This window comes from Agromyces sp. Soil535 (genome assembly GCF_001428255.1).
GTDB lineage: Bacteria > Actinomycetota > Actinomycetes > Actinomycetales > Microbacteriaceae > Agromyces.
The window spans coordinates 60,643-85,117 of sequence record NZ_LMRW01000024.1 but is presented as its reverse complement, the minus strand read 5'-3'; the positions used below and the strand labels follow the sequence as shown (position 1 = coordinate 85,117).

The 24,475-nt window shown below is 71.5% G+C and carries 23 protein-coding genes; 12 read left to right on the top strand and 11 right to left on the bottom strand.

Going from position 1 to position 24,475, the window contains the following annotated elements; genetic code table 11:
* Positions 1 to 22: 22 nt before the first annotated feature.
* A complete protein-coding gene (locus ASG80_RS15630) occupies positions 23 to 424 on the bottom strand; it encodes a hypothetical protein (protein ID WP_056732350.1) in 402 nt (133 codons plus the stop codon).
* 142 nt (positions 425 to 566) lie between these two features.
* Here ASG80_RS15630 and ASG80_RS15625 point away from each other — a divergent pair, with 142 nt between their 5' ends.
* Entirely contained in the window at positions 567 to 1,559 is a 993-nt protein-coding gene (locus tag ASG80_RS15625; protein WP_056732348.1) for an LLM class F420-dependent oxidoreductase, read from the top strand.
* Positions 1,560 to 1,575: 16 nt separating this feature from the next.
* Here ASG80_RS15625 and ASG80_RS15620 read toward each other — a convergent pair whose 3' ends face one another.
* Positions 1,576 to 2,157 (bottom strand): TetR/AcrR family transcriptional regulator, encoded by a 582-nt coding sequence (locus tag ASG80_RS15620; protein WP_156401885.1) that lies wholly within the window; start codon positions 2,155 to 2,157, stop codon positions 1,576 to 1,578.
* 150 nt (positions 2,158 to 2,307) lie between these two features.
* On the opposite strand from ASG80_RS15620, the gene ASG80_RS15615 reads away from it, so the two are divergent.
* Positions 2,308 to 3,837: a DHA2 family efflux MFS transporter permease subunit gene (locus ASG80_RS15615; RefSeq protein WP_056732343.1), complete on the top strand. Its 1,530-nt coding sequence runs from the start codon at positions 2,308 to 2,310 to the stop codon at positions 3,835 to 3,837.
* A gap of 149 nt (positions 3,838 to 3,986) precedes the next feature.
* A complete protein-coding gene (locus tag ASG80_RS15610; protein ID WP_162256641.1) occupies positions 3,987 to 4,340 on the top strand; it encodes a DUF2510 domain-containing protein in 354 nt (117 codons plus the stop codon).
* A 56-nt stretch (positions 4,341 to 4,396) separates the two neighbouring features.
* On the opposite strand, the gene ASG80_RS15605 is transcribed toward ASG80_RS15610, so the two are convergent.
* On the bottom strand, positions 4,397 to 4,678 hold the full coding sequence (locus ASG80_RS15605; RefSeq protein WP_056732340.1) for a glutaredoxin domain-containing protein: 282 nt from the start codon (positions 4,676 to 4,678) through the stop codon (positions 4,397 to 4,399).
* A gap of 68 nt (positions 4,679 to 4,746) precedes the next feature.
* Between ASG80_RS15605 and ASG80_RS15600 the strand changes: the two genes are divergently transcribed.
* Entirely contained in the window at positions 4,747 to 5,181 is a 435-nt protein-coding gene (locus ASG80_RS15600; protein WP_056732338.1) for a YdeI/OmpD-associated family protein, read from the top strand.
* Between the two features lie 232 nt (positions 5,182 to 5,413).
* Here ASG80_RS15600 and ASG80_RS15595 read toward each other — a convergent pair whose 3' ends face one another.
* The 3 genes from ASG80_RS15595 to ASG80_RS15585 form a co-directional block, all read right to left on the bottom strand.
* Positions 5,414 to 9,004, bottom strand: coding sequence for a bifunctional RecB family nuclease/DEAD/DEAH box helicase (locus ASG80_RS15595; RefSeq protein WP_056732336.1), 3,591 nt, complete (start codon positions 9,002 to 9,004; stop codon positions 5,414 to 5,416).
* 115 nt (positions 9,005 to 9,119) lie between these two features.
* Positions 9,120 to 10,283: a winged helix DNA-binding domain-containing protein gene (locus ASG80_RS15590; RefSeq protein WP_056732334.1), complete on the bottom strand. Its 1,164-nt coding sequence runs from the start codon at positions 10,281 to 10,283 to the stop codon at positions 9,120 to 9,122.
* Between the two features lie 41 nt (positions 10,284 to 10,324).
* Positions 10,325 to 10,951: a TetR/AcrR family transcriptional regulator gene (locus ASG80_RS15585; protein ID WP_056732332.1), complete on the bottom strand. Its 627-nt coding sequence runs from the start codon at positions 10,949 to 10,951 to the stop codon at positions 10,325 to 10,327.
* 118 nt (positions 10,952 to 11,069) lie between these two features.
* On the opposite strand from ASG80_RS15585, the gene ASG80_RS15580 reads away from it, so the two are divergent.
* The 5 genes from ASG80_RS15580 (at position 11,070) to ASG80_RS15560 (ending at position 16,827) form a co-directional block, all read left to right on the top strand.
* The gene (locus ASG80_RS15580; protein ID WP_082590469.1) at positions 11,070 to 12,599 is read left to right on the top strand and encodes a cytosine permease; all 1,530 of its coding nucleotides are present in this window, start codon (positions 11,070 to 11,072) and stop codon (positions 12,597 to 12,599) included.
* Positions 12,596 to 13,636: an agmatine/peptidylarginine deiminase gene (locus ASG80_RS15575; protein ID WP_056732329.1), complete on the top strand. Its 1,041-nt coding sequence runs from the start codon at positions 12,596 to 12,598 to the stop codon at positions 13,634 to 13,636. The genes ASG80_RS15580 and ASG80_RS15575 overlap by 4 nt, the downstream gene beginning before the upstream one ends.
* Positions 13,633 to 15,477, top strand: coding sequence for an amidase (locus ASG80_RS15570; RefSeq protein ID WP_082590467.1), 1,845 nt, complete (start codon positions 13,633 to 13,635; stop codon positions 15,475 to 15,477). Before ASG80_RS15575 ends, ASG80_RS15570 begins: the two co-directional genes overlap by 4 nt.
* A gap of 64 nt (positions 15,478 to 15,541) precedes the next feature.
* Positions 15,542 to 15,913 carry an HNH endonuclease gene (locus ASG80_RS15565; protein ID WP_082590465.1) on the top strand — a complete coding sequence of 124 codons (372 nt, stop codon included), beginning with the start codon at positions 15,542 to 15,544 and terminating at the stop codon, positions 15,911 to 15,913.
* Positions 15,914 to 16,071: 158 nt separating this feature from the next.
* Positions 16,072 to 16,827: an SDR family NAD(P)-dependent oxidoreductase gene (locus tag ASG80_RS15560; protein ID WP_056732325.1), complete on the top strand. Its 756-nt coding sequence runs from the start codon at positions 16,072 to 16,074 to the stop codon at positions 16,825 to 16,827.
* 16 nt (positions 16,828 to 16,843) lie between these two features.
* Here the strand turns inward: ASG80_RS15560 and ASG80_RS23065 are convergent, their stop codons facing one another.
* Positions 16,844 to 17,251, bottom strand: coding sequence for a TM2 domain-containing protein (locus tag ASG80_RS23065; RefSeq protein WP_082590463.1), 408 nt, complete (start codon positions 17,249 to 17,251; stop codon positions 16,844 to 16,846).
* A gap of 81 nt (positions 17,252 to 17,332) precedes the next feature.
* Between ASG80_RS23065 and ASG80_RS15550 the strand changes: the two genes are divergently transcribed.
* A complete protein-coding gene (locus ASG80_RS15550; protein WP_235508354.1) occupies positions 17,333 to 18,091 on the top strand; it encodes a YqjF family protein in 759 nt (252 codons plus the stop codon).
* Between the two features lie 854 nt (positions 18,092 to 18,945).
* Here ASG80_RS15550 and ASG80_RS15540 read toward each other — a convergent pair.
* Positions 18,946 to 20,583: a molybdopterin-dependent oxidoreductase gene (locus tag ASG80_RS15540; RefSeq protein WP_056732320.1), complete on the bottom strand. Its 1,638-nt coding sequence runs from the start codon at positions 20,581 to 20,583 to the stop codon at positions 18,946 to 18,948.
* A gap of 362 nt (positions 20,584 to 20,945) precedes the next feature.
* Here ASG80_RS15540 and ASG80_RS24555 point away from each other — a divergent pair, with 362 nt between their 5' ends.
* Complete coding sequence (locus ASG80_RS24555; protein ID WP_082590461.1) at positions 20,946 to 21,281, top strand: hypothetical protein; 336 nt, start codon at positions 20,946 to 20,948, stop codon at positions 21,279 to 21,281.
* A 105-nt stretch (positions 21,282 to 21,386) separates the two neighbouring features.
* On the opposite strand, the gene ASG80_RS15530 is transcribed toward ASG80_RS24555, so the two are convergent.
* A complete protein-coding gene (locus ASG80_RS15530; RefSeq protein WP_235508353.1) occupies positions 21,387 to 22,262 on the bottom strand; it encodes an SDR family oxidoreductase in 876 nt (291 codons plus the stop codon).
* 1 nt (position 22,263) lies between these two features.
* On the bottom strand, positions 22,264 to 22,932 hold the full coding sequence (locus ASG80_RS15525; RefSeq protein ID WP_369816277.1) for an NADPH-dependent F420 reductase: 669 nt from the start codon (positions 22,930 to 22,932) through the stop codon (positions 22,264 to 22,266).
* Between the two features lie 132 nt (positions 22,933 to 23,064).
* On the opposite strand from ASG80_RS15525, the gene ASG80_RS15520 reads away from it, so the two are divergent.
* Positions 23,065 to 23,706: a TetR/AcrR family transcriptional regulator gene (locus ASG80_RS15520; RefSeq protein WP_082590459.1), complete on the top strand. Its 642-nt coding sequence runs from the start codon at positions 23,065 to 23,067 to the stop codon at positions 23,704 to 23,706.
* A gap of 56 nt (positions 23,707 to 23,762) precedes the next feature.
* Here the strand turns inward: ASG80_RS15520 and ASG80_RS15515 are convergent, their stop codons facing one another.
* Positions 23,763 to 24,455: an NAD(P)-dependent oxidoreductase gene (locus ASG80_RS15515; RefSeq protein ID WP_056732316.1), complete on the bottom strand. Its 693-nt coding sequence runs from the start codon at positions 24,453 to 24,455 to the stop codon at positions 23,763 to 23,765.
* Between the last annotated feature and the right edge of the window lie 20 nt (positions 24,456 to 24,475).

Here is a 24,475-nt window from a genome sequence, read left to right as displayed (position 1 = left end):
GTAGCGCAGTTTGGTGCTGCGCTCAGACGACGGATGCCGCGAGGCGGCCGCGTGCGGCATCCGCTCGTCGGCCGACCCTGCCACGGGCGCGTGGCGCTCGGGCCGGCACGACCGGGAGCGTGAAGCCCTCGCGCCAGGCGAAGCGGATGACGATCTCGACGGCTCGCGAGTCTTCGACGAGCACCTCGACCTCGGTCTCGGTGACGACGCGCGGGGCACGGGTGGGCGCCCCCTCGCGCAGTTCGAGCCACAGGCTCTCGGGGTGGGGCACGACGCCTGGGTTCGCGGCGACGAGCCGCAGCTCCCAACCGCTCGTGGGGCAGAGGCCGGAACCGGTCACGCTGATGAGGCGGCCGTCGGACGTCTCGATGGCAGTGGCCCGGAAGTCGGCCGCGGAGAAATCGCAGTGATTCGGCGCAGTCATGGATCCGACGCTATGCAGCATGGCGCAGTCCGTCCTCAGTGCTGGCGCTGAGATCGGCGGCCGCGCGTGCCCCATCCGTCATGGACAGGCTCGGCCGAGGAAGCGCATTCCCGGGCGGCCGGATCGCCCTACGCTGGAGCTCATGCGTTTCGGAATGTTCGTTCCCCAGGGTTGGCGTCACGATCTCGTCGGCATCGAACCGGCTGCGCACTGGGAGACCATGCGAGGACTCGCCGAGTTCGCCGACGCGGGCCCATGGGAGTCGATCTGGGTCTACGACCACTTCCACACCGTGCCCGTGGCGAGCGAGACCGAGGCGACGCACGAGGCGTGGGCCCTCATGTCGGCGTACGCTGCGACGACGTCGCGCGTGCGCCTCGGCCAGATGTGCACCTGCATGAGCTACCGCAACCCGGCGTACCTCGCGAAGGTCGCCGCCACGGTCGACGTCATCTCGGGCGGGCGCCTCGAGATGGGCATCGGCGGCGGCTGGTACGAGCACGAGTGGCGCGCCTACGGCTATGGCTTCCCGCCCGTGTCCGAGCGCCTGGCGCGGCTCCGCGAGGGCGTGAAGATCATGCACCAGGCGTGGACGACCGGTTCGGCGACGCTCGACGGCGAGCACTACCGGGTCGACGGCGCCATCGTGCGGCCGCTGCCGCTCCAGGAGGGCGGCATTCCTATCTGGGTCGCCGGTGCCGGCGAGAAGGTGACCCTCAGGATCGCGGCGAAGTACGCGTCGTACACGAACTTCGCCGGCACGCTCGAGGAGTTCGCGCACAAGAGCGACGTGCTGCGCGGCCACTGCGAGGCGCTCGGCACCGACTTCGACGCGATCACGCGCTCGTCGGACTTCAACACCGTCATCGGCGAGGATGCTGCGGATGTCGCGCGCCGGCTCGAGGCCATCGAGGCACGCATCGCGCCCTCCCTCGGACCTGAGAAGACCGCGCAGTACCTCGCCGAGTTCCACTCGCCGAACGCCGCGGTGGGCACGCCGGCGCAGGTCGTCTCGAAGCTCGCGGAGCGCCGCGAGCTCGGGCTCTCCTACGCCATCCACTACTTCCCCGAGGCGGCGTACGACCGTTCCGGGCTCGAGCTCTACGCGTCGGAGGTCATCCCCGCGCTGCAGTAGGGCGCCGCACCGTGGGCTAGTGGAGGCCGCGCATGAGCAGCGCGAGCAGGCGCGGCAGCTCGTCCTCGCCGCTCCCTCGCGCCGCGCGGTCGGCCGCCCAGGCCAGCGAGCCCGCCATGACGAAGAGCTCGCGCGCCGAGGCATCCGCCGTCACCGCGCCGCGCGCCCTGGCGCGGTCGAGGAGGCGACCGGTCGCGTCGACCAGGGTGCCGCACGATGCGCCGAGCGGGGACTTCTCGTTGTTGAGGGACTGGGCGATCGAGTCCGCCAGGCCGTCCCAGGTGCTCGCATGGCGGGCGAGCGCCAGCATCCACTCGTCGAGCGCGGCGCCCGCGTCATCCGTGTCGAGGAGGCGCTCGCCGAGGTCCTTCAGCTCGTGGCGGCTCTCGACCAGCGCGGCCTCGAGCAGGCAGTCGCGGTTGGGGAAGTGGCGGTAGAGCGTCCCCGCCCCGACGCCCGCGCGACACGCGATGTCGTCGAGCGAGGCGTGGGTGCCGTGCTCCGCGAACGCCTCGCCGGCGACCCGCACGATCGCCTCGTAGTTGCGCCGCGCATCCGCCCGCATGGGCCGCACCGGTGCGGCTGCCTCCGTGTTCACTCGATACCTCCGACAGGTCCGCCGGACCTCTCCGCGGGTCTCCGGCGAAATCACTTGACAAAGCGGAGACAGCCTCCGTATTGTCGTTGGAGCAAACAGGAGACGCTCTCCGGATATGAAGACTACCCCAGCCAGACCAGGAGTACCAGCATGAGCGCCGCACCACCCTCCGCCGCCACCGTCGTCAACCGTCTCACCGGGCGCACCCTGCTCGGCCTCATCGTCGTGTTCGTCACGCAGCTCATGCTCGTGGTCGACGCCAGCATCGTGAACGTCGCACTCCCCCACATCCAGGCCGAGCTCGGTTTCAGCGCGGCGACGCTGTCCTGGGTGGTCACCGCCTACGCGCTCGCCTTCGCCGGGCTCATCCTGCTCAGCGGCCGCATCGGCTCGATGATCGGGGCGCGACGCGCGCTCGTCGTCGGCACGCTCGTGTTCATCGCGGCATCCGCGCTCGGCGGTTTCGCCGTCACCCCCGAGATGCTCGTCGCCGCCCGCGTGCTGCAGGGCATCGGAGCCGCGCTCGCGGCCCCGTCGACGCTCGTGCTGCTCATGGCGAACACCGTGCCCGGCCAGCAGCGTAACCGCGCCATGTCGCTCTTCGTGCTCGCCGCGGGGTCGGGCGGCGCCATCGGCCTCATTCTCGGCGGCGTGCTCACCACCACGCTCGGCTGGGAGTGGGTGATGTTCGTGAACGTGCCCATCGGGCTCGTGATCGTCGCGGGCGCGCTCGCCTTCCTCCGCGAGACCGAGCGCAGCCATGCCCGCCTCGACATCGGCGGCGCGGTCACGTCGACCGTCGCGATGGTCGCACTCGTCTACGGGTTCACGGTCGCCGCCGAGTCCGGCTGGGGCGACCCGCGTACGATCGCCGCGTTCGCCGTGGCGGTGGCATCCCTCGTCGCTCTCGTGCTCATCGAGCGCCGGCACGCCAGCCCAGTCGTGCAGCTCGCGTACTTCCGCTCGCCGCGAACGGCCGTGCCGTTCTGGACGATGCTCTTCGTGCCCGCCGGCATGTTCGGGTTCTTCTACTTCGCGACCCTCTTCACGCAGAACGTGCTCGGGTACGACCCGCTCGGCACCGGCCTCGCGCTGCTCCCCTTCGTCGGCACCATGCTCGTCGTCAACCAGTTCACGCCGCGCCTGGTGGCTCGACTCGGCGAGCGGGTCGTCGCCCTCACCGGGCTCGCAGGGCTCGCGGGCGGCATGCTCTGGATGGCGCAGCTCGGGGCGGCGAGCACGTTCCTCACCGGCATCCTCGGCCCGGCCATCGTGCTCGGCGTCGGCGCCGGCCTCACGTTCGCACCGATCACGTCGATCGTGATGGCGCAGGCCCGTGCCGGCGAGACCGGGCAGGCGTCGAGCCTGCTGCAGGGCATGCAGCAGCTCGGCGGCTCGATCGGCGTCGCAGGGCTCACGACGGTCTTCACCGCCGTCACCTTGAGCGGCGGCGCGGCTCGCGGCGTCGCAGCTGCGCTGCTCGGCGGCACCGTATTCCTCACGGTCGCGCTCGTGCTGTTCGCGGTGTGGGGTCGGCGCGCGCCGGCGGTCGAGGGCGAGGCGACGGATGCCGCGGGTGCGACGGATGCCGCGGGTGCGACGGCTGTGCGCGCGACTGCGGGTGCGGCATCCGACCGTCCGCTCGTGGTCACGGGAGCCGTGCCCGCGATCGCCGACTGACGGGCGCTGCGCTGCCTGAGACTCCGCGCGTCGAGACTCCGCGCGCGAGCGCGCTCCCCCCGGGCGTGTTCGCGCGCGGTCGCATGCGCGGGTGGGATCGTTGCCGAATCGCGATCCGGGACGAAGCTGCGCTCTGGGAGGATGCGGGCATGACGAACACACCGGAGGGCTGGTACGCCGATCCTGATCGGCCGGGGTCGACACGCTGGTGGGACGGCGCGGCGTGGGGCCCGACGGCGCCGCCTCCGCAGGCGACGGCTCAGACGGGCGTCACGGGCAGTCTCGGCGCCGCGTCCCTTGCCGTCGGCGTCGTGGCCGTGCTGTCGTCCGTGGTGCTCGACGGGCCCATCACGCTGCTGCTCGCCGGGATCGGGCTGGTGCTCGCCGTCCTCGGGGCGGTGGCGGCACGGCGCACGTCGGGACTCGCGTCGGGCGCGTGGATCGCCGGAATCGCGCTGAACGGGTCGGCGCTGCTGTGGGTGCTGCTGCGATTCGTGGCGTGACGCACGGAACCGTGGCCCGATGCGGTGAGGGGCGGTGTGGTCCTGGCCCGAGCGTGTTACGCGGCGAGCGCCTCGTCGAGCTTCGCGCCGAGCTCGGCGTCGGTCGGCTCGGTGAAGTGGGTGCCGTCGGGGAACACCACGACGGGGATCCGGGTGCGTCCGCTGATGGCCTTCGAGCGGTCGGCGCCGTCGACGACGGTCTCGAGGTCGACGTAGTCGTAGTCGACGCCGCGGCGGTCGAGCAGCGCCTTGGAGCGGCGGCAGTCGCCGCACCAGGCAGCGCCGAACATCGTGATGCGGGCAGGGAACAGGTCGGATGACGATGCAGGGGAAGTCACGCCGATAACTTACGCATCGAGCCTGTGCGGTATTCCCAGCTTCAGGCGGCGGTGGCAGACTCGGGCCCATGCGGTTCGAGACGACGATGTCCCTGTCGGGCAACAACACCGGCATCGAGGTGCCGCCCGAGGTGATCGAGGCGCTCGGCGCCGGGAGGAAGCCACCGGTCACGGTGAACGTCAACGGCTACGAGTACCGCAGCACGGTGGCCGTGATGGGCGGGAGGTACCTCATCCCGTTCAGCTCCGACAAGCGGGCGGCGACGGGCATCGAGGGCGGCGACCCGATCGTCGTCGACGTCGACGTCGACACGGCACCGCGCACGGTCGAGGTGCCCGAAGACCTCGCGGCGGCGATCGATGCGGCGCCGGGCGCGCGTGCGGCGTGGGAGCGGCTGCCGCCCAGCCACAAGAAGGCGCATGTCAGCGCGGTGGAGTCCGCGAAGGCCGCGGACACCCGGCAGCGTCGCATCGCGAAGGCGATCGAGGCGCTCACGGGCTGATCACCGGCCGAGGCCGTCGGATGCCCGTCGTCCTGCGTTCCGAGAACAGGACGACACGCCGTCGTGGCGTCGAGAACAGGAACTGGGAACCGGCTCGGCGCGGGGGTCCCTGCTTTCGTGACGCGACACATGACGGTGGGCAGGTTGGTCCGCGGATGATGCGCCCGCCGCGGCGGGCACGCGCGGCCGCAACGGCCCACGAACACCGCGCCCACCCTCGGACGCGATTGCGCTACTGCGCCGCGCCGGTCACGGCCGGTTCGGCCCGCGACGCCAGGTCGGCGCCGACGAGGCGCACGAACGCGCTGAGCTGCGCGACCCCCTCGGGCGTGCGCGGCAGCGTGTCGACGAGGCCGGGGGAGTAGATCAGGTAGGCGGCCCACTTCGCGCGCGAGATCGCGACGTTGAGGCGGTTCTGCAGCAGCAGGAACTCCACGCCGCGTGGCGCGGCCGCCGCCGACGATGCGGCGAGCGACACGATCGCGACCGCCGCCTCCTGGCCCTGGAACTTGTCGACCGTGCCGACGGGCACGTCGGAGTAGCCGGCGGCGTCGAGTGCGGCACGCACCTCGCTGAGCTGCGCGTTGTACGGCGTGACGACGATGAGGTCGCGTTGGCCGAGCGGCCGGGCGGTGGCCGCGGCATCCGTCGCGTCGACCCAGGCGCGACCCAGCAGCTCGCTCACGAGGCCGACCACCGCGAGCGCCTCCTCGGGCGAGGCGGTGGCGTTTCCGAAGTGCTCGATCGGCACCGGGGTGAGCCCCGGCGCCACGCCGTCGAGCGAGCGCAGCGACGCGACCGGGTGCGAGTGCAGCTCGCCGTCGTAGGACAGGTGCGACACCGGCTCGGCGACGGCCGGATGCATCCGCCGGCTCTCGGCGAGGAAGTAGCCGTACTCGGCGGGCAGCACGTCGTGCCCGTCGGCGACCCAGCCGAGGGCCGACTCGTCGACAGGCTCGGGGTGGTTGCCCTGGCTCACCTGCGGCAGTTGCTGCGGGTCGCCGAGGAGCAGCAGGTTGCGGGCGGCGACCGCGGAGGCGATCGTCGCGGCGAGCGAGAACTGGCCGGCCTCGTCGATGACGAGCAGGTCGAGCGAGCGGCGCGGCACGCGGTCGGCGTTCGCGAAGTCCCAGGCGGTGCCGCCGATGACGAAGCCGGATGCCGCGTGCGCGGCCGTGTACTCGGCCACCCCGTCTTTCGCGATGATCGTGTACTCGTGGTCGCCCGGTTCGCGCGGGTCCTTCGGCGCCTTGGCCACGAGGTCGGGCGCCAGGCCGGCGGTGCGCACGACCGAGTCGAGCACGTTCTCGACGACGGCGTGCGACTGCGCGACCACGCCGATGCGCCAGCCATGGCGCGCGACCAGCTCGGCGATCGTGTGCGACGCGACGTAGGTCTTGCCGGTGCCGGGCGGCCCCTGCACAGCGAGGTAGGAGTCGTCGAGCGAGCGCAGCGAGGCGATCACCCCGCGCACGTAGTCGTGCTCGGCGGTGAGCGGTGCGAGCCCGTCGACCTCGGGGCGGACGCGAGGCGGCGTGCGCCGCAGCACATCGATGGTGGGGTTCTTCGGCCACGCGAACGGGTAGAGGCTCGCAAGCTCCTGCGCCCACTCGTCGATCGCCTCCCGCTGTCGGCCGGCGGGCGGCGGCGTGCCCGGCACGACGGCCATCGGCAGCTCCGACCAGGTGAATCCGGCGACCGAGCGCTCCTCCACCACGAGCCCGTCGTCGAGCACCTCGAGCACGCGCACGGAGTTCTGGGTGCGCGAGCCGGGGCGGAGTCCCTGCCGCGGGAACGGCGCGGGGGAGTCGTAGAGCACGAACAGCTCGGCCCCGACGCCGAACCGCGAACCCGGTGCGATGCGCCCGCGCAGGAGCAGTTCGCGTCGGTCGACGCGATGCTGGTCTTCGCGGTACCAGCGCTGCACCATGGCGGATGCCGCGGGGTCGACGACGAGCACGTCGCGGTGGTCCTCCCACGACTCGAGCGGTTGCTCGACGCGGAAGAAGTGCGACCACCAGAAGCTCTTCGCCTCGCGGTCGTGGTAGTCGATCGCGGCCGCCGCAAGGGCGAGCGCCGTGTGGTCGGCGTCGCGCTCGGGGTCGTCGGGCGGACCGGCGAGGCGCTGCAGCTCGACCGCGAGCGGAGAGGCCTCGTACACCTTGCCCGCGGCCTTGGCGGCCTCGACGAGGAGCGACTCGGGCACCGGCTCGACGCCGGCTTCGCGGGCGATGCCGAGCAGCCAGTCGCGCAGCCGCAGCGTGGAGACGCAGTCGTAGCGGTTGTAGTCGGCGAGGTCGTCGAGCACGTGCTGCGCCGCCGCCGCGCCGGCCAGCCCGGTGACGGGGTCGACCTCGCCGGTGGCGAGCAGCTCGCGCGCACGTACGTACTCGAGGATCGAGTCGCCGCCCGACTTCACCTCGGCCTCGCGCAGCTCGGTGCCCATGTAGAGCGGCTCGAGCTTCTTGATCGAGTACGAGCGGCTGCCCACCCGCACCGCGCGCTTCACGATCGGGTAGAGGTCGACGAGCACGCCGTCGGCGAGCAGCTGGTCGACCGCCGCCTCGCCCACGCCGTGCCGTGCGGCGATCGTGAGCAGGTGCGTGCGCTCGTAGCTCGCGTAGTGGTAGATGTGCATGTTCGGGTGCGCGGCCCTGCGTGCCGCGACGAGCGCGAGGAACTGCTCGAGCGCGACCCGCTCCTCGGCGAAGCTGTGCGCCCACAGCGGGGTGAACCGCTCGTCGGTGTCGACCATGCCGAAGAGGTAGTCGAGGCCCCAGTCGTTCGCCGCGCCCTCGGTGTAGAGCGGATCGCCCTCGAAGTCGAAGAACAGGTCGCCGGGGTCGGGCTCGGGGATCGCCGCGAGCGACGCCGCGTCGCGCACGACCACGGGCGGAGGGAGCGGCGGATCGTCGGGAGAGCGCTCGCCAGCGGCATCCGCATCCGCCGCTGCCGCCTCGGCCTCGAGTTGAAGCCGTGCCTGGATGCGGAGATTCTCGATCGTGGCGTCGAGGATGCCGGGCACGTGGCCCTCTGACGCTGCGAACGCGTCGATCGTCTCGATGCCCGCTTCGAAGAGGGCCGCGCGCTGGGTGATCCGCAGGCCGGCGACGAGCAGCACGTCGCGGTGCGCCTGCACCTCGAGGTCGCACGTGGGGCACCGGCCGTCGAGGGCGTAGCGCGGGTCGCCCCACGAGACGGGGCCGTCGTCGGCGAGCCGCTCGGCGACGATCTGCTGGAGCCGAGCGCGCCGCAGGCCGTAGACGGGAGCGATGTCGTCGAGGCGGTGGACGCTCGTGGACCCGTCGCCGAGCAGGAGCTCGACGGTGTCGGCGCACGGCACGCCCATGCGCGCGAGCTGCTCCGCGTAGGCGGCGAGCTGGAGGAGCGCGGTGACGCGGGCGCGTCGGGCGAGCTTCGAGTCCTGCACGAGGTAGCGCCCGTCGGGCTGTCGCACGATGAAGTCGGCGAAGCCGATGAACCCCTCGTCGATGAACGTGGCCTGGAACACCACGGCGGCGCCCGCCTCGAACGCGTCGCGTGTGGCCCCGACGGCCGCGTCGAGTGCATCGGCATCGCGCAGGTCGGGCCGGGTGATCTCGACGACGCCGTCGCCCAACCGCTCACGATAGGCCTCGAGCACGCGCAGCTCGTGCTGGTCGCCCAGGCGCCCGGCGCGTTCGAGCATCGCGTCGGCGACCGGCTCGAACAGCGTATCGCGGCCGAGCTTGACGTCGAGTTCGCGGAGGAAGGCGAACTCGCACTCCGACGCCTTCTTCAGGTCGCTCGCGCTCGTGACGACGGTGCCGTCGACCAGGTACATTGCGGCTCCCTTCCGTCGTCCCGGTCTTCACCGTAGCCGCCGCCGCTGACATCCGGCCGACGCATCCGCGGCGGCGTCCGCGACGCCGCCCGCCGGGACTCGGCCCGGTGCGGTGTCATGTGGTGCGCAACTCCTTCTCCAGCGGGGTCGGGAACGATGGGACGACGGCGGCGCCCTCGAGCCGGGCCTGGAGGGCGCCGGCGGCATCCGTCACCGCCCGCTCCGCATCGGCGCCGCGTTCGACGACGAACCGGGTCGCGATGCCACCGTCGGGGCGGATCGCCCAGCCGCCGACGACCTCGCCGCCCCACCAGACGGTCGGACCGACGTTGCCGGATCGGTCGTAGAACGGCGCCGGATCCTCTGGGAGGAACCATCCGCGCTCCTTCCAGCCCATGGGCGTCGGATCCAGGGCCGGGAGGAGCACCGCGGTCGGCGGCCGGGGTTCTTCGGGTTCGGCGTCGTCGGCGAGCACGAGCCCGCACCCGACGTCGACGGTGTCGAGCGCGGCGAGCGCGGCACGCGTGGCTCCCGCAGTCCAGCCCGTCCACCACTGCACGTCGGCTGCGGTCGCGGGACCGAACCGTCTCAGGTAGCGCTCGACGAGTCGTGCGGCGGCATCGGGCACCTCGGGCATGCCCTCGGGCCACCACGAGGTCGAGGGTTGCCAGGCGTGCTGCCGCACGAGCCACCCGCCGCGCGGCGCGCTGCGAACGATCCGCCCCTCTGCGGCCATGACGGTGAGCACCTGGGAGGTGATGGTGCGCTTGACGTCCCACGCCTTGTCGGTCGTCGGCAGGAAGGAGGTGCGAAGGCGCGGCTCGTCGGAGGACAGGTCATTCGCGAGCGCCTCGCCACGTGCCGTGAGTACACGCTCGACCGACGACTCGACGTCGTCGAGCCAGCCTTCGACCTCGTCGGGCACGGGCGGGTCGGTCGGGATGGTCCGCAGCTGCTTGACCAGCAGCTGCCGCTGCTTCGCGGCGATGCCGAGCCCCGCGGCGTGGTGCACCACGGGCGCGAACTCGACGGGCACGACGAAGAGCGTGCGCCGCATCGCGAGCATCCTGACGAGCCGCCGATCGTCGTACATGCTCCGCGAGATGTCTCCGAGTGCAGCGTCAGGGCACCGGGCGAGCACCGAGAGGTAGACGGTCGCGGGATCGGTCGCGTGCAGCACGACCAGGTCGGTCGCCGCATGCAGCGGATCGGCTGCGGTGCCGTCGAGGTGCTGGCGGGCGACGAGCCTCGCTCGACGGGCTTCCGTCGTGAAGTGCATGCTCGCAGCCTGCCATCACCCGCCGTCACCGGACGGTCGGGTCACCGCGCGGCGAGGGCTCCGCGACCGAGCCCGAGCATGCCCTCGACGGCGTGGCCGATGCGGGAGCCGCGGTCGGTGGCGTCCTCCCAGCGCACGAGCGCGTGCGCGTTGAGGCCGTCGATCATGCCGAGCAGCTGCCAGGCCACGGATGCCGCGTCGTCGGTCTCGAACTCCCCGGCCGCGACGCCGGCCTCGACGATGCCCTGCACGTAGGCCCGCCAGTCGTCCATCTCGTCGCGCACGGTCGCGGCGAGCACCTCGTTTCGGCGGCCGAGGGCCCACGCCTCGACCCAGACCACGGTGACGTCGTCGCGGGTGCCGTCGAGCAGCGTCTCGAGGAGCAGCGCGAGCCGCTCGCGCGGCGTCGGCAGCGCGCCGACCAGCTCGCCGACCTCCGCGAGCTCGGCCGAGACGATCGTGCCGAAGGTGCTCGCGACGAGCGCGTCCATGTTGGGCTCGTAGTGCGCCACGAGCGCGGGTGCCACGTCGATGCGCGCGGCGATGCTGCGCAGGGTCACGGCGTAGAGCCCCTGCTCGAGGGCGACCGCGCGCGCGGCATCCACGATCTCGGCGGCGCGCTCGGCCGGCGACTTGCGGGCGGCCTTCTTGCGTGGGGGTCTTGACATCGTGACCTCGGTGTAGGTAGCGTCGCTGCATCTTATTGATCGTGTGATCAATAGTAGGTCGAGTCCTCGGCCGTGTCCAGAGATCGCGTCGAGTGATCGAACCGGAGAGTCCTCAACGATGAGCAACCACACCCCCACCCCCGGAGCGGCAGCGTCGCCGCCCACGCCCGTCGCGGCATCCGACCGCGCCGGCCGCATCGAGACCCACGGCGTCGACGTCATCCCCGACGCCGAGCGCCACGGCCGCCCCCGCGAGCTGTTCTGGGTCTGGATGAGCGCGAACGTCGTCTACCTCTACTTCGTGCTCGGCGGCGTGCTCGTGCTGCTCGGGCTCTCGATCTGGGAGGCGCTCGCGATCACCGTGGTCGGCAACCTGTGGTGGGCCGCCGTCGGCTGGCTCGCGGTCAGCGGACCCGCGTCGGGCACCCCGAGCGTCACCGTGATGCGGGCGATGTTCGGCATCCGCGGCAACCGCGTCTTCGGCGGCGGGCTCGGTGTCGCGATCGGCCTGTTCTACGAGATCATCAACATCGCCGTCGCGACCCTCGCGGCGAACGCCCTGCTCGGCCTCATCGGCATCGACGTGTCGGGCGGCCTCGGCTGGGTCGTGCTCGTGGTGGTCGCCGGGCTCAGCTTCGTGCTGAGCGTGTACGGGCACGCGACCATCACGAAGCTCTCGCCGTTCTTCTCCGCCGCACTCGCAGTCGCGTTCATCGTGCTCGCGGTCTTCGTGTTCCAGGCGGCCGACTTCTCGTACCAGCCGGCGCCGCTTCCCGAGGGCGACCACTGGGCCATGGTGCTGCTCGGCTACGCGATCGTCGCCTCGGGCCCGCTCTCCTGGGGCACCGGCGCCGACTACGCCCGGTACCTGCCCGCCGACACCCCGAAGCGCGCGGTCGCCTGGTGGACCGCGCTCGGCGGCTTCATCCCCGCGGTGCTCATCGGCTCGCTCGGCGTGGTCGCCGCCACCGCCATCGACATGACCGACCCGCAGCTGACCATCGGCGAGATCGTCCCCGGATGGTTCACGCCGATCTTCCTCGCGATCGTCGTGCTCGGCAGCATCACGAACAACGTGCTCGTCGCCTACTCGACCGGCCTCTACGCGCAGGGCCTCGGCATCCGGGTCTCCCGTGCCGCGACGGTGGTCATCACGGGCGTGCTCGCGACCCTCGCCGCCGGCTGGTTCGTGTACCTCGCGCCGAGCTTCCTCGACACGCTGAACGCCGCGCTCGAGCTCAGCGTCACCGTGCTCGGCCCGCTCGTCGCGATCTACGCGGTCGACATCCTCCTGCGCCGCAACCGCTACGACGGCGTCGCGCTCAGCGACGAGCGCCGCGGCGGCCCGTTCTGGTACCGCGGCGGCGTGTTCTGGCCCGGCGTGATCACGATGGTGGTCGGCACCACGCTCTCGGTGCTGATGGCCAACACGACGCTCTACGTCGGCCCCATCGCGGCCGCGCTCGGCGGCGCCGACCTCTCAGCCGTCGCCGGGCCGTTCCTCGCCGGTGCGCTCTACGCCGTCCTCTGGCTCACGACCTCGCCGTACCGCGACCGGATGCTGCGGCCGGCCGCGCCGATGCGAGACCATATCGAAGCAGCGGATGCCGCGGCATCCGACCCCGCGACCACGGAGGTGCCCGCATGACCTGGCGCATGCCCGCCGAGACCGCCACGCACGAGCGCACCTGGATGGCGTTCCCGCGGCCGAACCTCACGCTCGGCGACGACCCCGCGTCGGCCGAGGAGGCCTACGAGGCATGGACTGCCGTCGCGCACGCCGTGGCCGAGTTCGAGCCGGTCACCATGGTGCTCGACCCGTCGGAGCGCGACCGCGCCCGGCGCATGCTGTCGGCCGACATCGAGCAGGTCGAGGCGCCGCTCGACGACTTCTGGATGCGCGACTTCGGGCCCACCTTCGTGGTCGACGACGAGCGGCCCGGCGTGCTCGGCGCGGTCGACTGGGTGTTCAACGGGTGGGGTGCTCCCAAGTGGGCGAGCTGGCAGCACGACCGCGAGATCGCCCGGATCGTCGCCGATCGCGCCGGCGCCGAGCTCGTCAGCTCCGTGCTCGTGAACGAGGGCGGCGCGATCCACGTCGACGGCGAGGGCACCGTGCTGGCGACCCTCACCGTGCAGCTCGACCCGGGCCGCAACCCCTACGCCGACACCCGCCGCATCGAGGACGAGTTCGCCCGCACCATCGGCACCACGCACACCGTGTGGCTGCCCCGCGGCCTCACCCGCGACTACGAGGACTTCGGCACGCGAGGCCACGTCGACATGGTCGCGACGATCCCGTCGCCGGGCCGCATCCTGCTGCACACGCAGCGCGACGAAGTGCACCCCGACTTCGAGGTGTCGCGCGACCTGCGCGCCTTCCTCGAGACGCAGACGGATGCCGCGGGCCGCCGCTTCGAGGTCATCGAGCTGCCCGCGCCCGACACCCTGCGCGACGACGAGGGCTTCGTCGATTGGAGCTACGTGAACCACCTCGTGGTGAACGGCGGTGTCATCGCGTGCGGCTACGGCGAGCCGGAGGCCGACGCGCGCGCCGCTTCGATCCTCGGGGAGGCGTACCCCGGCCGCCGCGTGGTGACCGTCGACGCGCGGCCGATCCTCGCCCGTGGCGGCGGCATCCACTGCATCACGCAGCAGCAGCCGAAGCCGGAGGCGGCACGATGAGCCGCAATCTCCGCGGGTTGAGGAGCGGGGCCGAAGGCACCGCGTCTCGAAACCCGGCCGCCGCCTCAGCGGGTTTCGAGACGGGCGCTGCGCGCCCTTCTCAACCCGCAGAACGCTTCGACGTGGTCGAGGCGTCCATCGCGGACCTGCGCGCCGCGCTCGAGGAGGGTCGCGTCACGAGCGAGGAGCTCACGCGCGCCTACCTCGACCGCATCGAGGCGTACGACCGCCCGGGCACGCCGACCGCGCTCAACGCGCTCGTCGTCATGAACCCCGAGGCGCTCGCCGACGCGCGCGCATCTGACGAGCGGCGAGCCCGCGGGGAGACGTTCGGCCCGCTCGACGGCATCCCGTACACCGCCAAGGACAGTTACCTCGCTCGCGGGCTCACGGCGGCGGCCGGGAGTCCCGTGTTCGAGCAGCTGGTCGCCCAGCGCGACGCGTTCACGATCGAGCGGCTGCGCGCCGCGGGCGCCGTGCTCATCGGCCTCACGAACATGCCGCCCATGGCGAACGGCGGCATGCAGCGCGGCGTCTACGGCCGCGCCGAGAGCCCGTACAACGCCGACTACCTCACGGCCGCGTTCGGCTCGGGCTCGTCGAACGGCTCGGGCACCGCGACAGCGGCATCGTTCGCCGCGTTCGGACTCGGCGAGGAGACCTGGTCGTCGGGCCGCGCGCCCGCGTCGAACAACGCGCTCTGCGCGTACACCCCCTCGAGGGGTGTCATCTCGGTGCGCGGCAACTGGCCGCTCGTGCCCACGATGGACGTCGTCGTGCCGCACACCCGCACGATGGCCGACCTGCTCGAGGTGCTCGACGTCATCGTCGCCGACGACGCCGAGACCCGCGGCGACTTCTGGCGGGTGCAGCCGTGGGTGGAGATCCCGAAGGCGTCCGACCTGCGGCCCGCCGCCTACCCGGCACTGCGCCCGACGGATGCCGCCGCCGCCCGAGCCGCGCTTGCCGGCACTCGCGTCGGTGTCCCGCGCATGTACGTGAACGACGACCCCGAGGCCGGCACGGCCGAGCCCGGCCGCACGCCGGGCATCGGCGGACCCACCGGGCAGCGCATCGACACCCGTCCGTCGGTCATCGACCTGTGGGCGGCGGCGCGCCGGGACCTCGAGGCGGCCGGCGCCGAGGTGGTCGAGGTCGACTTCCCGGTCGTCACGAACTACGAAGGCGACCGCCCGGGCGCACCGACCATCGCGACCCGCGGGCTCGTGAGCCCCGAGTACCTGCACCGCGAGATCGTCGACCTGTCGGCGTGGTCGTGGAACGACTTCCTCGACGCGAACGGCGACCCGGCCCTGCACTCGCTGGCCGACGTCGACGGCTCGCGCATCTTCCCGCCGCCCGAGGGCGCCCTACCCGACCACTACACCGGGTTCGACGACGACATCGCCGAGTACCCGGCGCACGTGCGGGAGCACCCCGTGGCATCCGTCACCGACATCCCCGGCCTCGAGGGCGGCTTGCGCGGGCTCGAGGAGACCCGCCGCATCGACCTCGAGCAATGGATGGACGACCTCGGGCTCGACGCCGTCGTATTCCCCGCGGTCGCCGACGTCGGCCCCGCCGACATGGACGTGAACGCAGCATCCGCCGACCTCGGCTGGCGCAATGGCGTGTGGGTCGCGAACGGCAACCTCGTGCCGCGGCACCTCGGCATCCCCACCGTCACGGTGCCGATGGGGTTGATGAGCGACATCCGGATGCCGGTGGGCCTCACGTTCGCCGGACGCGCCTACGACGACACGGCCCTGCTCGCCCTCGGCGCGGCATTCGAGGCGACCGGTGCGCGTCGCACGGAGCCGCCGCGCACGCCGCGGCTCTGAGCCGGTCGGGTCGTCACCGGCCGGGCGGCCGGACTCCCGCGCGGACGCCGTCTAGTCTGGCGCCATGGCGGTCAGTCGAACCCGCACGGCCGTGTACGCGCGACGGCGCAAGCGCCGCATGGCGCGGGTCACGCACGACCTCACAGACGAGCAGTGGACCGCGCTCACCGACGCCTGGAGCGGCTGCGCCTACTGCGGCGCCGCCGATCGCGCCCTCCAGCGCGACTGCGTGCTGCCGATCTCGCGCGGCGGGCGCTACACGCTCGAGAACGTCGTGCCCGCGTGCGGCTCGTGCAACGCGAGCAAGTGCAACGACGAGGTCACCTCGTGGCTGCGACACAAGAAGCTCGACGAGCGCGCCTTCCTGCTCCGCCACCGTGAGATCGCGTTGTCGCTGGTCGCACGGTTCGGCGATCCGGATGCCGCGACGAGCTGACCGGTCGCCGATCCCAGCCTCCCACCGCGGCGCGAACCGTACTCCCTCACGTTCGTCAACCCCTGACCGCGCTCCCAGACGCCGTCCGTAGGCTGGTCCCGGATGGGCCGCCCGAGAGGGGTTCCCGGCTCCGTGCCCGCCCGGGGAGGAACGGAGCCATGGCCACCTACGACGTGGGAGGACGCTCGGCGATCGTCACGGGGGCGGGCAGCGGCATCGGCCGCGCGATCGCCCGGCTGCTGGCTGCGAACGGGGCATCCGTCATCGTGAACGACCTCGACGCCGGGCACGCCGAGGCCGTCGTCGCCGAGATCCTGGCGGCCGGCGACACCGCCGAGGCATCCGTCGGCGACGTCACGGATGCCGCGTGGATCGCGTCGTCCATCGACCAGGCGAACGCGCTCGCGCCGCTGAGGATCGCGGTGAACAACGCCGGCATCGGCGGTGCGTCCGCGCTCATCGGCGACTACCCCGACGACAGCTGGGACACGGTCATCGGCGTCAACCTGAGCTCGATCTTCCACAACCTCAAGGCGCAATTGCCCGCGATCGCCGCGAACGGGGGTGGTGCGGTCGTGAACGTCGCGTCGATCCTCGGCAGCGTCGGGTTCGCGAACTCGGCCGCGTACGTGAGCGCGAAGCACGGCCTGGTCGGTCTCACGAAGAACGCGGCGATCGAGTACGCCGACCAGGGGGTTCGCGTGAACTCGGTCGGCCCCGGCTTCATCAAGACGCCGCTGCTCGACGCGAACCTCGATGAGGCCGCCATGCAGTTCCTCGCCGGCAAGCACCCGATCGGACGGCTCGGCGAGTCCGAGGAGGTCGCGGCGCTCGTGGCGTTCCTCGCGAGCGATGCGGCGAGCTTCATCACCGGCAGCTACCACCTCGTCGATGGGGGCTACACCGCGGTCTGAGAGCGCAGCCAGTCGATCACTGCCCCTGCCACCACGGCAGCATCGGGCCGAACTGCTGGGGCACGTAGACGTAGACGCGCGAGATCGCCGCCGTGAGGATCCAGAGCCCGAAGGCGGCGGCCGTGATGATCCACGCGATCATCCGGTACTGCTCGAAGTCCGGGAGCAGGCGCCCCTCCTTGTCACGCTGCAAGCCCGCAAGCGTGAGGATCAGGTCGATGAGCCACCAGATCCCGAGTCCGCCGAAGGTCAGCAGCTTCACGATGCCGGTGCCGACCTTTCCGAGATAGAACCGGTCGACCCCGAAGAAGCCGAGCAGCAACGAGAACATCCAGGTCGCGATGAACGATCGCTCGGGCGGCACGCTCGGCGGGGACGGGACCGGGGGTCCGGCGTTCGGTGCGGCGGGTGGATACGTGGACATGACGACCTCCTTCGACGCCTACACTCTGCACGCGGCATCCGAAGGCGGCGAGGGTCGAAGGTCCCGCGCTAGCGTGAGCAGGTGCACGACCACGGGCGCGCGACGGATCGGCCCGGCCGGTTCCTCACCGGCGGGTGGACCGACCTGGCCATGCTCAACTTCGCCTGCCCGGCCGAGCTGCTCGAGCCGCTGGTGCCGAGCGGCACCGAACTCGATGCCCACGCCGGCACGCCCCAGGTGAGCCTCGTCGGCTTCATGTTCCGGGACACGCGGGTGCACGGCGTGCCTGTGCCGTTCCACCGGCATTTCGAGGAGGTGAACCTGCGCTTCTACGTGCGGCGCGTCGCGAACGACGGCGTTCGCCGCGGCGTCGTGTTCGTGAAGGAGCTCGTGCCCCGGTGGGCCATCGCCGCGGCCGCCCGGGCGCTCTACCAGGAACGCTACGTCGCCGTGCCGATGGAGCACCGGGTCGACGTCGTCGACGGGGCGATCCCGACGGGCGGCGTCGTCGAGTACCGCTGGACTGCCGAGGGCGGGCCGTTCCTCATGCGGTGCGTCGTGAGCGGCCCGGCAAGGGAGATCGTCGAGGGCTCCGAGGAGGAGTTCATCACCGAGCACTACTGGGGGTACGCCGCGCAGCGCGACGGAGGCACGGTGGAGTACGAGGTGGAGCATCCGCGCTGGCGGGTGCATCCGGTCGGTGACCGTCTCGTCGAGGGGGATCTGGCGTCACTCTACGGGCCCGCGTTCGGCGAGGTGCTCGCCGCGCCGCCGACGTCTGCGTTCGTCGCGACCGGATCGCCGATCGTGGTGCGGCGCGGGCGGCGTCTGCCGGATTGACGTCGGGTCGGTGCTCGCGTTCCGGCAGTCAGAGTGGCCGAGACTGCGCGAGCGCGGGCTGGAGGCGGCCGGAACCGAACATCCGGAGGGCGGTCATCGACACGACTGTCGCGCGCGTTCTCAGCAGGCGACATGCGATCTCCTCGAGGACGGGGATCGCCGCACCCCCGGCGACCGGATCGGTATCCGCGAGGAGCACGATCTCATCGGTCGTTGACTCATCGACTCGCTCGAGCACACGCACATTCGTGCCGCCGTGTTGGGCGAACTGGCGCAGCAGCTCGGTACGCCGAAGGGCGAGCCGATCGAATGGTTCGAGCGCGTAACACGCCCTGTTCGTACGCGCCGTCCTCCATCGCGTCGTCCTCCAGCGCCTCATCTCCCCGAACTCGCTGACCCTTCTCCTCCCCTTCGCCGACCCCGCCGGGAGCATATTCGCCGACCCCGCCGGGAGCGGGCCTCGATTTGGTGAGGCGCGTCTCTGCGAAGTCTGCCACCGCCTCTCGCACGATCGACTTCTTCGAGCACCGCAGGAAGTACGCGAGATCTGTGACCAGGCGGTCGGTGTGCTCATCCACCTTGATCGGCTTCTCGACCACGTATGCACCTTCCCTGACCGGCCCGTGCCCACGCCGTCGGCGCGGAAGTGGTGTCTCTCGGCATTCCGGGTGCCGAAGTGCCGAAGTACCGAAGTACCGGCGATATGCGGAGAGAACATCCCTCGTATTCAACGAGCGGCAGGCCCGTCAGCAGGAATGTCTCGACAGTCGGTTCAGAACAGGCGCGTCCTTCCGAATATGGAGGACGAGTCGCCGATTACTCGCGTAACCGCCCCGTGCGATCGCGGCATCCGCTCAGCCCAGCTGCACCGCGCGCTCGTGCAGGCCGGTGGCGCCGTCGGGCACCACGCCCTGCACCTCGGAGGTCTGCACCTCGCCGTCGGCTCCCGTGGCGCGCACCCGAAGCGTGTGCGTGCCCGCAGGGGCATCCCAGTCGTACCGCCATTGCACCCAGGTGTCGATCGAGATCGCCGTCGCGAGCGTCGCGGGCTGCCACGGTCCGTCGTCGACCTGCACGTCGACCGCCTCGATGCCGACGTGCTGGTGCCACGCCACGCCGGCGACGGTGACCGGACCCGCCTGCAGCGATTGCCCACTGCGAGGCACGTCGATGCGGGACTGCAGCTTGATCGGCCCGCGCTCGCTCCAGCCGCGAGTGGTCCAGTATGCGGCTGCCGCGTCGAATCGCGTCACCTCGAGGTCGACCACCCACTTCGTCGCAGAGACGTAACCATACAGGCCGGGTACGACCATGCGCACCGGGAATCCGTGCTCCGGCGGCAGCGGGTCGCCGTTCATGCCGATCGCGAGGATCGCGTTGCGGTCGTCCTCGAGCACCGCGAGCGGCGTCGACGCGGTGAAGCCGTCGACGCTCCGCGAGAGCACCATGTCGGCGTCGGCAGACGGAACCGCGCGCGCGAGCAGTTCGCGAATCGGGTAGCCGAGCCAGACCGCGTTCCCGATGAGGCCGCCGCCGACCTCGTTCGACACGCACGCGAGCGTCGTCACGGACTCCTCGAGGGGGAGGGCGATGAGCTCGTCCCAGGTGATCGACACCTCGCGCTCGACCATGCCGTGGATGCGGAGGCTCCATCCGGCCGGGTCGACGGCCGGCACCGCGAGCGCGGTGTCGATGCGGTAGAACTGCGCGTTCGGCGTGACGACCGGGGCGACGCCGGCGATGCCGAGTTCAGCGGATGCGGGAACCGTCGCGCTCGCCGTGGGCCTCGGGAGCGTGATCGTCTCGCGGATCGCGGTGACGGCGCGCGAGCCCGCCTGCAGGGCGTTACCCCCCAAGGCGGCGATCGCCCCGATGGCTGCGGCGCCGCCCGCCCAGCCGAGGAAGCGACGTCGGTCGACCTCCCCCGCGGGTCGTGTGGCGCCTGCCGGTCGTGTGGCGCCTGCCGGTCGAGTGGCGCCTGCCGGTCGAGTGGCGCCCGCCGGTCGAGTGGCGCCCGCCGGTCGAGTGGCCGCCGCCGCATCCGTCCCCGGAAGCCGCCGCACGAGGAGCTGCAGCGCCACGACCGCCCCGATCGCCGCGATCGCCGACGGCGCGATCGCGAGCATCGAGGCGTTCGCCCGAGTCGACGCGGCGATGGCGCCGACCACTCCCAGGAGTCCCACGAGCACGCGACCCCACGGCGGCCTTCTCGCCTCGAGCACGCCGGCGGCGCCTGCGACGGCGACGAGCACCAGGCCGATGCCGACGAGCAGCGCGGCCTTGTCGGCGGTGCCGAACAGCGCGATCGCGGCATCCTTCGCCCACGGTGGCGCGAGATCGATGAGCAGCGATCCGACGACGACGAACGGGCCCGACGCGGGCGCCAGCACGGCGGCGGCGAGCTCCCCGATGCCCACCCCGAACGCGACGGATGCCACGCCCGTGACCGCGGGCAGCACCCACCCGCGCGCGCGGCCGCTCGTCTCGGGCATGGGCACAGCGTACGCGCCACGCCTGCGCGCCGACCCCGAGAATTCTTACGGTTCCAAGGGACTTCCGTCCCATCGGCCGACCCGTGCCGCGCATACACTGACCGACGGGCGCGGCAGTCGGCGCACACGCAGGACTCCGTGCTCACCACGACTCGCGGGCGCACGTCCACCGACCCGGGAGCGGATGTCGCCGTCCGGGGGGACCCGCGGCATCCGCTCTCGTCTGATCACGCCGTGTACACGACGCTCGCGGGTCGGGGCTGCGAGCTCGTCAGTTGATCGCGGGTGCAGAATGGAGAGGGCCCGGCGTCCGCACGTTGCGTCCGCCGCCGGTGGCCTCACCCCGATGCGGAGTCGAAGAGATGACGGCGATACCTCCTGAGCACGACCCGCCAGCACCGAACGCGGACACGCCGACGCATCCGCCCGAGACGGTCCCCGATCCGCCTGCGCCGCCGAGGCCCAGCATCCACGTGACCGCGCTCATCGTATGGCTCACGATCTTCCCCCTCGTCGCCATCTTCAGCACACTGCTCGGACCTGTGACGCCGGACTGGCATCCCGTGCTCAGGGCGTTCGTGCTCACGATCATCGTCGTTCCGATCGCGGCGTATTGGCTCATGCCGCAGATGTTCCGGTGGTACGCGGCGTTCGCGCGGCGTCAGGCCGCGCGGCGCGCAGTCAAAGGCGCGCGGTAGCGCGGCCTGCGGCGCGGCGCGTCACGTGGGCCAGGATCGGGTCGGTCGCGGCATCCGCTCCTTGCTCCATGCCGGCGCGCCTCCTTCGCGTCGACCTCGTGCTGATCACGCCGCCGTGTGAGCACTGAGGCCGACGAGGCGCTCGGAAACCTCCCACAATCGAGCCGCGGCTGCGGCGTCGCGCGATGCCGCGGACGACGTCGTGGGCTTGGAATTCGCGAAGTACTGCCCGCTGACCCCCTCGACCTCGGGCGACGCGGCGAGGTGGATGGAGGTGCGCGCACCCGCCTCGGGGCTCTTCATGAAGGGCCGGACGATCGGCAGCATCACGCGCATCCATCGGCCGGAGTCCTCGTGGCCGAACGCCGTGCGCACGACGCCCGGGTGCAGCGCGTTGGCCGTGACACCCGTGCCCTCGAGGCGGCGCGCGAGTTCGTAGGTGAACATCACGTTCGCGAGCTTCGACTGGTTGTAGGCGCGCTGCCCGTTGTATCCGTGCTCGCCCTCGAGGTCGTCGAAGTCGATCCGCCCCATCGCCTGCGCGCCTGAGGAGACCGTGACCACCCGTGCCGGGGCGCTGGCGCGCAGCCGGTCGAGCAGGAGGTTCGTGAGCAGGAACGGCGCGAGGTGGTTGATCGCGAACGTGCGCTCGAGGCCGTCCGCCGTGGCGTGGCGCGCCGCCCAGTAGCCGCCGACGTTGTTGACCAGGACGTCGAGCCGTGGGTAAGTGCCGAGCACCTCCTCGGCGAGGCGGTGCACCTCGCGCTGCGAGGACAGGTCGGCGGTGAAGACGTCGATCTGACCGCCTGCGCCGCGAATGCCCTCGGCGGCCGCCTGCGCCCTGGCCGCGTCGCGGCCGACGATGCCGACACGGGCGCCGAGCCCGGCGAGACCGGTGGCCGTGGCCAGCCCGATCCCGCCGGTCCCGCCCGTGACGAGTACGTTCTTGCCCTGCATCGGCTGGTTCGTCGCGGGTGCCATGTCAGCGCACGACCTTGAAGGTGAACATCGGTGTGCCCAGGGATCCGTACAGGCGGAGCCAGACGGGCATGAGGGACTTGGTGCCCCGTGCGGTACTGATGTCGCCGAGGTCGATGACGTCGGAGTGGCCGATCGACTCCAGCAGTTCGATCACCACCTGCTTCGCGTCGGCATCGTCTCCTGAGACGAACGTCGTGAACGCCCCGCCGGCGACCAGCTTCGGGTCGGCCATGACGAATGCGTTCATCGTGTTGAGCGTCTTGACGACACGCAGGGTGGGGAAGGTGCGCTGGATCTGCTCGCCGAGCGAATCGGTGTTGCTGACGAACAGGCTGGGCGGCATGCCCCGGCTGAAGTCGAGCGGGTTGGAGATGTCGAGTACGACGGTGCCGTCGGCCACCCCGGCGGCGCCGACACCGGAAACCGCTGCATCGCCGGAGAGTGCGTTGACGACGAGGTCGGCACCCTGTGCCGCGTCCGCGAATGTGGCGACGCCGATGGCATCGTGCTCGGCCGACCAGTCGCCGAAGCCGGGCCGGCCCATGGCGTCGGGCGCGGTGCGCGCCAGCGAGGCCTGCGGGTCGCGCGTGCCGACGACGACGGTGTGACCGAATTGTGAGAGTCGGAGGGCGATGGTCTGGCCGACCACGCCGGTTCCGAGAACCGCGATCTTGATGGGGTGCTCCTCGTGTCAGGGATCTCCTCATAGTAGACAGATCTGTCTACCACCAGTCGCACGATAGCAGACAGATCGGTCTACCCTCAAGTCACTTCAGACAGACTTGTCTGTTTTAATGGTCCCATGAGCGTCATCTCTCCGTCCGCGTCCGCGTCGACGTCGCCGAGCCCTGGTGGAGCACCGGCGCCCGCACGGGCGAGTGCCGCCAGAGAGCGCATCCTCGACACGGCGTTCCGGCTGTTCTACGCCAAGGGGATTCGCGCGGTGGGCGTCGACCTGATCATCGCCGAGTCGGACGTGGCCAAGGCCACGTTCTACAAGCACTTCCCCGCCAAGGATGACCTCGTCGTGGCCTACCTCGACAAGGTCGACGGCGTGTGGACGGGCCAGCTGAAGGCGGCTGCCGAGGCCGCGGGGTCTGACCCGGCCGACCAACTCGTCGGCCTCTTCGACGCCCTCACGGCCGCCTGCCGACGTGAGGGATACCGCGGTTGCGCGTTCATCAACGCCGCCGCCGAGTCGCTCCCCGGCACGCCCGTGCACGATCGCACCGTCGCACACAAGGCCGCCGTGCTCGCCTGGGTGCGTGATCTGTCGGAGCTGGCGGGCGCGCGAACTCCCGATGTGCTCGCGCGGTCCCTCACCCTGCTGCTCGACGGCGGGCTGGCCAGCGGGGCGCTGGATGCGAATCCCGAGGCGCCGGAGGCCGCCAAGGTGTCGGCGCGCGCCTTGGTCGAGGCTGCCACGGCAGACCCGGCCGGCTGACTCGGACCACGGTCTGAGGCACCCGGCCCCATACGCCGGTGTCTCCTGGTGACGTCCTACTTGCCGAACGCCTCCTTCAGCATGAGCTGCGCGACGCTCGGTACGCCGACGCGGGTGATGATCGACGCCGGGCTCCGCATGAAGGTGTCGTCGTACGCCTGTCGGAGCAGGAGGTCGGCGAGGTCCATGCGGGCGGTGAAGCGCCCGGGCAGCGGCTCGGCGCTCACGTCGTACTCGCTGACCTCGTCGGCGTCGAACAGTCCCGATGGGCGAACGATCGTCCAGTCGGTGTCGCTCGTGGAGACGAGTGCCTCCATCCGCGCCATGTCGGCGTAGAGCGTGCGGCCGAGCACGTTGGTGACGAACGGCTGCAGCACCCGGCCGAAGAAGAACGTCTCGTTCGCGTTGGGGTTCGGCACGGTCGCGCTCGAGCTGACGCACGCCACACGGCGAACGCCGTGCTCCCGCATCGCGGCGAGGATGCTTCGGGCGCCGACCGAGTACACCGACACGGATTTCCGCGTGTACACGCCGCCGAGCGCCGACAACACCACGTGCTGCCCGCGTACCGCGTCGCTCACGGCGGTCTCATCGCCGACGTCGCCGCCCGCGACCGTGAGCGCGTCGTGGGTGATGGGGAAGTCGAGCGGATGCCGTGTGAACGCGGTGACCTCGTACCCCTCGTCGAGCGCGCGGCGCGTCAGCAACCGACCGCTGGGGCCGTTCGCTCCGAAGATCACGATTCTCATATGGGTCCTCCCTCGTGCCG